The sequence below is a fragment of the Pseudomonas sp. DF5 genome, assembly GCF_058148225.1.
Genome location: NZ_JBYVYM010000010.1, coordinates 3,673 through 16,960, shown reverse-complemented (window position 1 = coordinate 16,960; position 13,288 = coordinate 3,673). Strand labels below are relative to the sequence as shown.

Genomic DNA, 13,288 nt, shown 5'->3' with positions numbered 1-13,288 from the left:
GTAGCTTCGAGGCGCTGGTGGAGCGCCACGAGAGCCTGCGCACTGCGTTCGTCGAGGAAGACGGTCGGACCTGGCAGGTGATCCGCCCGCAAGGTCGCGTGAGTTTTGTCGAACAACGCCTGGCTGCCAGCGATGAAGCGAGCATCAAGGCCTTCGTCGAACAGGAGACGCAACGCCCGTTCGATGTACTCGACGGCTCGTTGGTGCGCTTCGTTCTGCTGCAGGTGGGCGAGCAGGATCACGTGCTGATTCTGACCCTGCACCACATCGTCTCCGACGCCTGGTCGTTGCAGGTGATGATCGACGATTTGATGGGCCTGTATGCGGCGATCAGCCAGGGCCGGCCGGCCGAATTGCCGCCACTGCCGGTGCAGTACGCCGACTATGCGGTGTGGCAGCGTCAATGGATGGCCGCCGGCGAACGGGATCGGCAGTTGGCCTACTGGCGCGAGAAACTGGGCAGCGAACAGCCGCTGCTGGAGCTGCCACTGGATCATCCGCGTCCGGCGCAGCAAAGTTTCCGTGGCGCGCGTCTGCCGATCACCCTCGACGAATCCCTGAGCAATGCCCTGAAGGCCTTGGCCCGACGGGAAAACGTCACGCTGTTCATGCTGTTGCTCGGCTCGTTCCAGACCTTGCTGCATCGCTACAGCGGCCAGGCCGATATCCGCGTCGGCGTGCCGATTGCCAACCGCAACCGCCTGGAAACCGAGCGGCTGATCGGTTTCTTCGTCAACACCCAGGTGCTGCGCGCCGAGTTCGACGGCCAGCTGACGGGCGCTCAATTGCTGCAACAGGTGAAGCAGACGGCCATGGCGGCGCAGATGCATCAGGACCTGCCGTTCGAGCAACTGGTCGATGCCTTGCAACCGCAACGCAACCTGAGCCACAGCCCGCTGTTCCAGGCGATGTTCAACCATCGCAGCGAAGCGGCCTCAACGCTGGCCGAATCGTTGCCGGGCATCGAGCTGGCAATCCTCAGTTGGGAACACCGCACCGCGCAGTTCGACCTGACCCTGGACACCAGTGATAACCCGCAAGGCCTGCACGCGTCGCTGACCTACACCACTGATTTGTTCGAGCCATCGACCATCGAGCGCATGGGCCGGCACTGGCTGAATCTGTTGCAGGGCCTGGTCGAGGACATCCACCGTCCGGTCGGGCAATTGGCGTTGCTCGATGACCGCGAGCGGCAATTGACGGTCGCCGGTTGGAACGCCACCGCTGTCGACTACCCGTTGCATCGCAGCGTGCAGGCGCTGATCGAAGAGCAGGTCGGTAAAACCCCGCAGGCGTGTGCGCTGGTGTTTGCTGAGCAACGCTTGAGCTACGCCGAACTCAATGGCCGTGCCAACCAATTGGCTCACGTACTGATCGAGCAGGGCGTCGGCCCGGATATGCTGGTGGGCATCGCGGTCGAGCGGTCGGTGGAAATGGTCGTGGGCCTGCTGGCGATTCTCAAGGCCGGCGGTGCTTATTTGCCGTTGGACCCGGAGTACCCACAGGAACGTTTGGCATACATGTTTGAAGACAGCGGCATCCAGTTGCTGCTGACCCAGAGCCATTTGCTTGAGCAATTGCCGATTCCGGCCGGCATTCGCAGCCTGGTGCTGGATCAGGACGGCGACTGGCTGGAAGGCCGCAGCGACGGCAACCCTGGCGTTGATCTCGACGGGGAAAACCTTGCCTATGTGATCTACACCTCGGGCTCCACCGGCAAACCCAAAGGTGCGGGCAACCGTCATTCGGCACTGGTCAATCGCCTGTGCTGGATGCAGCAGGCCTATCGGCTCGACGCCACGGACAGCGTGTTGCAAAAAACGCCGTTCAGTTTCGACGTGTCGGTCTGGGAGTTCTTCTGGCCGCTGCTGACCGGTTCGACCCTGGTGGTGGCCGCGCCGGGTATTCATCGTGATCCGGCGCAGTTGATCGAGCTGATCACCGCGCAACGCATCACCACGCTGCACTTCGTACCGTCGATGTTGCAGGCGTTCCTGCAAGACCCTTCGGTGGGCCAGTGCAGCAGCCTGACCCGGATCGTCTGCAGTGGCGAAGCCCTGCCAGTGGATGCGCAGCAGCAAGTGTTTGCCAAGCTGCCGAATGCCGGTTTGTACAACCTCTACGGCCCGACGGAAGCGGCCATCGACGTCACGCACTGGACGTGCATCGAGGAAGGGCGCGACAGCGTGCCGATCGGCCGGCCGATCGCCAACCTGGGCACTTACATTCTCGATCATGAGTTGTCGCCGGTGCCGGTGGGCGTGATTGGCGAGTTGTACCTGGGCGGCGAAGGCCTGGCCCGGGGTTATCACCGTCGCCCATCGCTCACGGCAGAGCGCTTCGCGACCAGCCCGTTCGGTGACGGCCAGCGTCTGTACCGCACCGGCGACCTGGCGCGTTATCGCGCCGACGGGGTGATCGAATACGCCGGACGCATGGACCATCAAGTGAAAATCCGTGGCCTGCGCATCGAATTGGGCGAGATCGAAGCGCGCCTGGCCGAACACGCCGAAGTCCGTGAAACCGTGGTCATCGCCCAGGACGGCACGCTGCTGGTGGCGTATGTGGTGCCGGCCCGTGACGCGTTGCTGCACGCCGACGATGAAACTCGCAACGCCTTGCAGCGCAGTCTCAAGGAACACCTGAGCCAGACATTGCCGGACTACATGGTCCCGCAGCATTGGCTGTGGCTGGAAAAAATGCCGGTCAGCCCCAACGGCAAACTGGAACGCAAGGCGTTGCCCAAGGCCGACACCACGGCCAGCAGCAAGGCTTACACCGCCCCGACCAGCGCTATCGAACAAGCGCTGGTGGAGATCTGGCAAAGCGTGTTGGGGCGGCCGCAGGTAGGGATCAGCGACAACTTCTTCGAGCTGGGCGGCGATTCGATCATCTCGATCCAGGTGGTCAGCCGGGCGCGTCAGGCGGGGATTCATTTCAGCCCCAAAGACCTGTTCCTGCACCAGAACGTGCAAAGCCTCGCGGCGGTGGCGAAGGTCGGCGACAGTGGCTTGCGCATCGACCAGGGCCCGGTCACTGGCGATACGCCGTTGCTGCCATTCCAGCAGTTGTTCTTTGAACGCGAGATGGCCGAGCCGCACCACTGGAACCAGTCGGTGCTGCTCAAGTCCGCCAAACCACTGCACGCCGAACACCTGGAGCGTGCGTTGCAGGCACTGGTCAGCCATCACGACGTGTTGCGTCTGGCCTTCACCCGTCAGGGTAATAAATGGACCGCGCAGCATCGCTCCCTGGCCGAGCAACAGGCGCTCTGGCAACAGTCGCCGCTGCTGTGGACCGCCGACGTTGCTGATGCGGCGGCACTCGAACAGTTGGGCGAACAGGCACAGCGCAGCCTCGAACTGGCGAACGGTAATCTGCTGCGCGCGGTGCTGGCGAATATGGCCGATGGCAGTCAGCGACTGTTGCTGGTGATCCATCACCTGGTGGTCGACGGCGTGTCCTGGCGGATTCTGCTCGAAGACCTGCAACAGGCCTGCGAGCAGTTGCAGGCGGGCCAAACGCTCACATTGCCGACCAAGACCAGCGCCACCCAGGCCTGGGCGCGACGCTTGCAACAACATGCCGACAGCCCGGCGATGCAGGCTCAGCTGAGGTTCTGGCAAGAACAGTTGCAGGGTTCACGCAATGACTTGCCCTGCGATCGACCCCAGGGCGAGTTGCACAATCGCCACGCCTTGCATGTGCAGACCCGTCTGGACAAACAGCAGACTCGCCAGCTGTTGCAGGAGGCGCCGGCGGCCTATCGCACGCAGGTCAACGACCTGTTGCTGACGGCGCTGGCGCGGGTGATTGCGGACTGGACGGGTGAAGCCTCGACCCTGATCCAGCTCGAAGGCCACGGTCGCGAGGCGCTGTTCGACGAACTCGATTTGAGCCGCAGCGTGGGTTGGTTCACCAGTCTGTTCCCGGTTCGGCTGACCCCGGCGAGCACGCCGCAGGACTCGATCAAGACGATCAAGGAGCAACTGCGGGCGATCCCCGATAAAGGCCTGGGCTTTGGCGCGCTGCGCTACCTGGGCAATGACAGTACCCGGCAAATGCTGCAAGCCTTGCCCGTGCCGCGCATTACCTTCAACTACCTCGGCCAGTTCGATGCCGGGTTTGGCGACGAGGCGGGCGCACTGTTCACCCCGGCCAGCGAATCGGCGGGCGCGGAGCAAAGTCCGCTGGCGCCGCTGGACAATTGGCTGACCCTGAATGGCCGGGTGTATGGCGGCGAACTGAGTATCGGCTGGACGTTCAGCGGGCAGATGTTCGATCAGTCGACCATCGCCCGATTGGCGCAGACTTATGCGCAGGAACTGGGGCTGTTGATCGAGCACTGCTGTGAGGCTCGGCATCAGGGCCTGACGCCATCGGACTTCCCGCTGGCCGGGTTGACGCAACGCCAGCTTGATTCATTGCCCGTGACGCCACGCCAGGTCGAAGACATTTACCCGTTGTCACCGATGCAGCAAGGCATGCTGTTCCACACCCTCTACGAGCAGCAGGCCGGCGATTACATCAATCAGCTGTGCGTGGATGTCGAAGGCTTGAACGTCGAGCGTTTCCGCGAGGCCTGGCAAGCGGCAATGGATGCGCACGATGTGCTGCGCAGCAGTTTTGTCTGGGACGGCGAGTTCAAGCGTCCGTTGCAGGTGATTCACAAGCAACTGGCCGTGCCGTTCACCTTCCATGACTGGCGCGACCACAGCGATGTGGCCCTGGCGCTCAGCGAACTGGCGGCCGCACAGCGCCAGCAGGGTTTTGACCTTGCCGCCGCACCGTTGCTGAACCTGACGGTGGTGCGTCTCGACACCGCGCGTTTTCACCTGATCTACACCAGCCATCACATCTTGATGGACGGCTGGAGCAATTCGCAGCTGCTCGGGGAAGTGCTGCAACGCTACAGCGGCCAGGTGCCGGCGAACACGGCGGGGCGTTATCGCGACTACATCGAATGGCTGACGCAACAGGACGCGCAGGTCACCGAAGGTTTCTGGAAAGGCCAGTTGGCCGGGTTCGATGAGCCGACCCGGTTGGCCAAAGCGCTGGTGTGGACCGGCAGCGAAGCGGCCAATGCCGCCCAGGGCGAGCATTTCCTGACCCTGGACCTGGCGCAGACCGCCGGGCTCAACACGTTTGCACGGGAACAGAAAGTCACCCTCAACACCCTGGTGCAGGCAGCCTGGCTGCTGCTGTTGCAACGCTATACCGGGCTGGACACGGTCAGTTTCGGCGCCACGGTGTCCGGACGTCCGGCGCAACTGGCCGGGGTCGAGCAGCAGATCGGCCTGTTCATCAACACCTTGCCGGTGGTCGCCAGCCCACGGGCCGAACAGCCGCTGGCGCAGTGGTTGCAACAGGTGCAGGCGCAGAACCTGGCCTTGCGTGAGCAAGAACACACCGCACTGTTCGACATCCAGCGTTGGGCCGGGCAGGGCGGCGAAGCCCTGTTCGACAACATTCTGGTGTTCGAGAACTACCCGATCTCCGAAGCCCTACAACAGGGCGCACCGCAAGATCTGCGCTTCGGCGAAGTGGGTAACTTCGAGCAAACCAATTACCCGTTGACCCTGTCGGTCAACCTCGGCGCCGAGTTGTCGTTTCAACTGAGTTTCGATCGTCAGCAGTTCGATGACGCCGCGATTGAACAACTGGCCGGGCATCTCGCGCACCTGCTGTTGCAGATGGTCGAGGCACCTGCCGCCAGTGCCGTGGGCGATCTGGCCCTGGTCTCCACCGCTGTGCGCGAGCCGCTGGCGCTGCCGGTCGATGACGTGTGCGTGCAGCGTTTGTTTGAACGGCAAGCCGAACGCACGCCGCACGCGCTGGCGTTGATTTTCGACGAGCAACGCCTGAGCTATGCCCAGCTCAATGCCCAGGCCAACCAATTGGCCCGCGTGCTGCTGCAACACGGCGTCGGCCCCGAAGTGCTGGTGGGCATTGTGGTCGAGCGTTCGACGCAGATGATCATCAGCCTGCTGGCGGTGCTCAAGGCCGGTGGCGCCTACGTGCCGCTGGACCCGGAGTACCCGGCCGAGCGACTGGGCGCGATGATCGAGGACAGCGGTCTGCGTGTGCTGTTGACCCAAAGCCACCTCGTGCCGACGTTGCCAGAAGCTGCGGGTGTGACTGTCCTGAGCCTGGATCAACTGGATTACCCGACCCAGACCGACAATCTGCCGCAGCGCAGTGGCCCGCAAAACCTGGCGTATGTGATGTTCACCTCGGGCTCCACCGGGCGCCCGAAAGGGGTTGGCATCACTCAATCGGCGCTGACCCGTCATGCCCGGGTGGCCCTGGATTTCCTCGGCCTCACGCCGCAGGACCGCTCGCTGCAATTTGCCACGTTCAACTTCGATGCCTTTGTCGAGCAGCTTTACCCGGCACTGATTTGCGGTGCCTCGGTGGTGCTGCGCGGGCCGGATATCTGGGACAGCGAGACCTGGTATCGCGAATTGCGCGACAAGCAGTTCAGCGTCAGCGACCTGACCACCGCCTACTGGAATATGTTGGCCAAGGACCTCGCGGCGGCGGGTCATCGTGACTATGGCGCGTTGCGCCAGGTGATCGTCGGTGGCGAAGCCATGCCGCCGGAAGGTGTTGCCGCCTGGGGCCAGGCCGGGCTGGGCCATGTGCGCCTGCTGAACACCTACGGCCCGACCGAAGCCACGGTCAGCGCCACGGCGCTCGATTGCAGCGACTATGTGTCCGGCCGCAACCCGTTGCCGGTGACCATGCCGATTGGCCGGGCGTTGGGCGGTCGGGCGATTCATGTACTCGACTCCCAGGGCCAACCGGCGCCGGCCGGTGTGGTCGGTGAACTGGTGATTGGCGGTGAGCTGCTCGCACGGGGCTACTTCCAACGCCCGGAATTGACCGCCGAGCGCTTCATTCCCGACCCGTTCGATCCACTGGGCAGTGGCCGCGTGTACCGCACCGGCGACCTCGCGCGTTATCGCGCCGACGGCGTGATTGAGTACGTCGGGCGGGTCGATCATCAAGTGAAGATTCGTGGTTTGCGCATCGAGCTCGGAGAGATAGAAACCCATCTGCTGCGGGTTCCTGCGGTGCGTCAGGCACTGGTGGTGGCGCAACCGGGCGCCATCGGTCAGCAATTGGTGGCGTACGTGGTGTTCGACGATCCGGCGCAAGCCAGAGCCGATTCATCCACGCTGGCGGCGTTGCGCAATGACATCAAGGCACGCCTGAAGGCCAGCCTTCCGGATTACATGGTTCCGGCCCATGTGCTGTTCCTCGAAGGCCTGCCCCTGAGCCCGAATGGCAAGATCGATCGCAAGGCCTTGCCGGGCGTCGATGCCCGTCTGGCGGCATTGGACTTTGTCGCGCCTGAAGGTGCACTGGAACAGCAGATCGCTACGGTCTGGCAGGACGTGCTGGAACGGGAACAGGTCGGCCGCGACGATCACTTTTTCGAACTGGGCGGGCATTCCCTGCTCGCGACGCAAGCGGTCTCGCGCCTGCGCAAACTCACGGCCTGTACGTTGAGCCTGCGCGACCTGTTCAACCATCCGCGACTCAAGGACCTGGCGGCGTGGATCGCGCAGCAGGGCACACCTGAGCCGAACGGCCACGGTGTGGTGCTCAAGGCCCATGGCACCCGGCACAGCGCACCGTTGTCGCTGGTGCAGCGTCGCTTGTGGATCGCCGAGCAATTGTCCGGCGGCACCGCGGCCTATGGCATGCCGATGGCCTTGCGTTTGCGCGGTGAGTTGTCGGTGGAACGACTGATCAGCAGTTTCGCCGAGGTGGTGCGTCGCCATGAAGTGCTGCGCACCGCGTATACCCAGGACGATGAAGGTGACCCGATTGCCGTGATCGCCGAGCAGGTTGAACTGGATTTCCCGGTGATCGATTTGTCCGCTCTGTCCCGCAGTGCCCAGGAAGAATGGGTGGCACAAGCGGCACTGGAAAACGCGCGCACGCCGATTGATATGGAACACGCGCCACTGTTGCGTGGGCGGATCCTGCACCTGGGGCCGACCGAGCATGTGATGCTTTATGCGATGCACCACATCATTTCCGATGGCTGGTCGATGGGCTTGCTGGTCAACGAACTGGTGGAGATTTACCACCGCATCAAGGCCGGTGACCTGACCCCGTTGCCGGCGCTGGAGGTGCAGTATTCCGACTTCGCGCTGTGGCAGCAGGAGCTGGAACAGCAAGGCGTGCTGGCGCGTCAGGCCGAGTACTGGAAAGCGCGGCTCGCGGGCTATGACGGGCAACTGAAGTTGCCATCGGACAACCCCCGTGGCTTGACACCGTCCTATGCGGGTGACTCGGTGCAGTTCCAGCTCACCACGCCACTCAGCACGGCCTTGCGCCAGTTGTCGATGGACGCGGGCGTCACGCTGTACAGCACGCTGCTGGCCTCGTTCCAGGTGTTGTTGCACCAGGTCAGCGGCGTTGCGGATGTGTTGGTCGGTGCCGACGTGGCCGGGCGTGAACAGCCGGAGCTTGAACGGTTGATCGGCTTCTTCGTCAACGTCTTGCCGTTGCGTTCGCAGTTCGACGCCGCCACACCGTTCGCCCGATTCCTGGGCCAGACCCAGGAATCCCTGCTCAGTGCCCTGGAGCATCAGGACCTGCCGTTCGACATGATCGTCGACGCCTCGGATGTGCCGCGGCACAAGGGCATGAACCCGCTGGTGCAAGTGTTGTTCGTGATGAACAACCTGCCGGGACGTACCCAGGCCCTGGGCGGTTTGAGCGTGGAATCGCTGCCGGCGCTGGAGACCCATTCTAAATTCGACATGGCGTTGTTCGTTGACGATGAAGCAGGGCAATTGCTGGGTAATTGGCAATTCGCCACAACCTTGTTCGGACACGAGCGCATTCAGCACCTGGTGAAGGCCTGGATAGCCCTGTTGGAACAGATCGTCGCTGATCAGGACATTCTATTGGGAGCTATCAGCATGCCAGTCGACAATTTAGCGGTGGCCGCCAAGCCTGCCGTCCCCGGACCCAAGGCCGACAAACTCGGCAAGTTCCTCAAGCGCGGCACCGCCCCGGCGGCCAAGGCCCGACCGGCACCGATCCGCGAATCGCTGATCGCCGCACCACAGCCGTTCCCGCTGCTGCTGGAACCTAACGAGCCGCATCTGGACTTGATCGAGTGGATCAACAACAACCGGCCGCTGATCGAAGAAAAACTCGCCAGGCACGCCGGGATTCTGTTCCGTGGTTTCGAACTGGACGGCATTCAGGGCTTCGAGGCGTTTGCCGAAGCGATCCAGCCAGGGCTTTACGGCCAGTACGGCGATCTGCCGAAGAAAGAGGGCGGCAAGAACACCTACCGCTCCACGCCGTACCCGGAACGCAAGATGATCCTGTTCCACAACGAGAGCTCCCATCAGGACCGCTGGCCGCGCAAGCAAATGTTCTATTGCGAGCAAGCCGCGCCCATTGGCGGTGCGACTCCAGTGGTGGATTGCCGGTTGATGTACGAAAAACTGCCGGCGGACCTGCGGGACAAGTTCGAGGAAAAAGGCCTGCTTTACGTGCGCACCTTCACCGACAACCTCGACGTGTCCTGGCAGCACTTCTTCAAGACTGAAGACCGTGCCGAAGTCGAGGCCCGTTGCCGGGCCGGCGGCATCGAATGGCGCTGGCTCGACAACAATGAACTGCAAACCCGCACCCCAGGGCCGGCCATCATTCGTCACCCGGTGACCGGCGCCAAATCGTTCTTCAACCAGGTGCAACTGCATCACATCTATTGGCTGGAGCCGGACGTGCGGGAAGACCTGTTGTCGATGTTCGGCCTGGACCGCTTGCCGCGCCACGTGTTCTACGGCGACGGCACGCCGATCGAAGACGAAGTGATGCAACGCATCGGTGACTTGTACGAAGAATGCGCGGTGCGTTTCGACTGGCAAAAAGGCGACGCCATCCTGCTCGACAACATGCTGGTGGCCCATGCCCGTGATCCGTTCGAAGGCCCGCGCAAGATTGTCGTGGCCATGGGCGATATGTTCGACCGCAGCGCCCTTGAACGCGAAATGAACACCGAGGAAACCGGAGCATGAACGAGGTATCGATGGACCAGCAGGACCTGGGTTACGCCTTGACGCCTGAACAGCAACGGTTGCTGGAGCAGTTGCCCAAGGCCCCGGCCTGTGGTGATGCGCTGCATTTCCTGGAGGTCGAGATCAGCGGCGCCCTCGATCCGCAGCGGGTGCAAAGCGCACTGGATAGCGTGCTGGCGCAACAGCCAATGCTGGTCGCGCGGCTGGGCAAGGCGCCGGGTTTCCATGGTGTCCGGCAGTTCGTCGGGGGGGCGGAGCGCTTCCCGCTGAGCGTGCAGGCGCGGGTCGATACCCCGGCCGGTATTCAGGCTCAGCTCAGCGAATGGGCGGAGCGTGCTTTTGTCGTCGGTGAATCCGAGGGCGCGCAAGCGGTGCTCTATCGCCTGGCCGATGATCAATGGAAATTGGTGTTGGGCCTGGCCCGGCACAGCCTCGATCAAAGCGGCGTGCGGTTGCTGTATCAGCAGTTGGTGCGGGCCTATGGGCAACCAGCAGCGGCGGACGATGATGAAGAGACCGGTGAATTCACCCAGTACCTGGAATGGCGCAGTGAAGTGGTGCTCGACGAAGACGCGGCCGGCGCACGTAGTTACTGGCAGGAACACCTGCAAGGCGCCGATCCCGATTTGAGTACTCCGTGGCTGGCCTATCGCAACGGCAATCCTCGATTGTCGTCGGCCACTGAATCGCTGGCGCTCACGCTCGATCCGGCGCTGCGCAGCGGTTTGCAGCAAGTGGCCGGGGCGTTGGAGCAATCGCCGAGTGTGGTGCTGCAAGCGGCCTGGTGGCTGTTGCTGGGTCGGCTCAGCGGGCATCAACAGGTGCTGGTCGGGGTGCGGCATGACAGTCGCGAAGATTACCAATACTTCAGCGATGCCGTGGGCGTGTTCGAGAAAACCCTGCCGCTGAACCTGCCACTGACGGCGAATGCAGGGTTCAGCACTTGGGTGGCGGAGTTGGCGGCGCGCCTGGATGAGCACCGTACGTGGCAGGAATACTGGTCGCCTGAACTGGCGCCGACGGCGGCTCGCCCGGCCTATGGTTTTGCCGTGTGCCGGGCCATGCAAGCCGCGACGTCCGCTGATCTGCAATGGACTCCGCATTCGGCAGTGCGCGAAGCACTGTTTGAATTAATGCTTGAACTGGAAACGGACGAGGCGGGCAACGCCCACGGGTTCCACCTGCATTACAACGCGTCCCGTTACTCGGTTCAGGCGATGGAAGGGTTGCTGGAGCAGTTGCGCGTATTGCTCGAAAACATCGTTGCCAATCTTCACGCCGAACTCGGTCAACTGAACGTGTTGGGAGCCGCCGAACAACAGCGCTTGCTGTCGATCAACCCGCCAGCGCGAGCACGGGTCGATAGCCGGTTCTTGCCGCAGCGCATTGCCGACTGGGCCAGGACCACGCCGCAAGCTATCGCCCTGACTGACGGCGATCAACGCCTGAGTTACGGGCAGTTGCAGGCGAAGGTCGAGGTGTTGGCCCAGGCATTAAAAGCCCAGGGCATGGGGCCGGGGGCTATCGTCGCGCTGGCCTTGCCACGCTCGGCGGAGCTGGTGATCGCCATGCTCGCGGCGTGGCGCATCGGCGCCGCGTACCTGCCGCTGGACCCGCAATGGCCGCAAGCCCGTCAAGCCTTGATGCTGGAACAGGCCGGCGCTGCGTTGCTACTGGTCGACGCCGGGCACATCGCGCAATGGCACGATTATCCGTTGCCCCTGGCGACCGTGGATCGTGTGCTGCAATCGGCCCCGGCGAGCACGTCGGCCATCACCCTCGACACACAGGGCGATCAGGCGGCGTACGTGTTGTTCACCTCCGGCTCCACCGGTATGCCGAAAGGCGTGGTCATCGAGCACCGGCAATTGCTCAATTACACCGCTCACGTCAGCCAGGCCCTGGGGCTGGAGCAATGCCAGCAGTTCGGCTTCACCTCCACGGTGGCGGCGGACCTGGGCAACACGGCGCTGTTCGGCGCCTTGTTCAACGGCGCCGCACTGCATGTGGCCAGCGATGAGCAAATGCAGGACGGCAATTTGTTTGCCGACTTCCTGCAACGGCAAGCCATCGATTGCCTGAAGATCGTTCCGTCGCACCTGGCTGCGCTGCTCGACAGCGAACTCGCGCAACTGCCGCGCACGCTGGTGCTGGGTGGCGAGCCGATTGCCCAGGCATTGGTGCAGCGGATCGCCGGTTTGCGCAGTGATTGCCGGGTGTTCAATCACTACGGCCCGACCGAGGCCACGGTCGGCGTGCTGGTTCATCCGCTGGATCTGGAGGCGGCGGTGCCTGACACCGGCGTTCTGTCCCGGGTGTTGGGCAACAATCAGGTGTTTGTACTCGACGATAACCGGCAACTGGCGCCGGTCGGTGTGCTGGGCGAGTTGTACCTCGGCGGCGCGCAGTTGTGTCGCGGCTACGTGAATGTCGAGGCCGATTCGCAAGTGTTCATCCAGAGCCCGTTCAATCCGCAGGAGCGCCTGTACCGCACCGGCGACCTGGCCCGCTATCGCCCGGATCTGGCGATTGCGTTGCACGGTCGGCGCGATCAGCAAATCAAGGTACGGGGTTTCCGTATCGAACTGGCAGAGATCGAAGCCGAGTTACTGCGTGTGCCGCAGGTCGCGCAAGCACTGGTGTTGCCGGGGCCGTCCGCGCAAGACGGGATGCTCGCGTTCATCGTGCCGCATCAGGCGCCTTCGGCGACTTTGCTCGATGCCGTTCGCGACGAACTGGCGCGGCGCCTGCCCAGTGTGATGCTGCCGCAGCACTTGCAGTTGATCGACAGCTTCCCGCGACTGGCCAACGGCAAGGTTGACCGCAAGGCCTTGCAACAACTCGCGTCCACCTCGGCTGACGATGAAGGCATGCAACCCCGCGATGCTCTTGAGCAATTGCTGGTGACGCGCATGGCGCAGTTGCTGGGGGTTGAGCGTCTGGGCATCGACCGGGACTTTTTCGCCGCTGGGGGCCATTCCTTGCTGGTGATCAAACTGGTGGCCGGCATTCGCAAGTTGTTGCAGTGCGAAATCCAGCCGGGCGTGGTGTTTGACCATCCGACCGTGGCGGGGCTGGCGGCGGCGTTGCGCTCCCGGGAAAGCAGTCCGGGTCAGTTGGAGAAAATCGCCCAGGCGCGGTTGCGTCTGGACAATATGAGCCCCGAAGAAAAAGCGTTGCTCACCGAAAAAGCCCGGCAACTGCAGAACGCCAAGGCTGCACAAAACGGTTGA

General features: G+C 63.1%; 2 protein-coding genes (1 of these 2 cut by a window edge). Both read left to right on the top strand.

The window, feature by feature from the left end; translation table 11 throughout:
• Positions 1–10,055: the 3' portion of a non-ribosomal peptide synthase/polyketide synthase gene (locus AC30D7_RS11310; RefSeq protein ID WP_490134112.1), read on the top strand. It extends 3,460 nt beyond the left edge of the window; 10,055 of the gene's 13,515 nt are visible here — the last part of the coding sequence; the start codon falls outside the window, past its left edge; the stop codon is at positions 10,053–10,055.
• Positions 10,052–13,288 carry a non-ribosomal peptide synthetase gene (locus AC30D7_RS11305; RefSeq protein ID WP_490134111.1) on the top strand — a complete coding sequence of 1,079 codons (3,237 nt, stop codon included), beginning with the start codon at positions 10,052–10,054 and terminating at the stop codon, positions 13,286–13,288. Before AC30D7_RS11310 ends, AC30D7_RS11305 begins: the two co-directional genes overlap by 4 nt.

Bases quoted from the DNA above. Each gene is read 5' to 3' on its own strand.
- AC30D7_RS11305 (WP_490134111.1), top strand. From the start codon at position 10,052: ATGAACGAGGTATCGATGGACCAGCAGGACCTGGGTTACGCCTTGACG.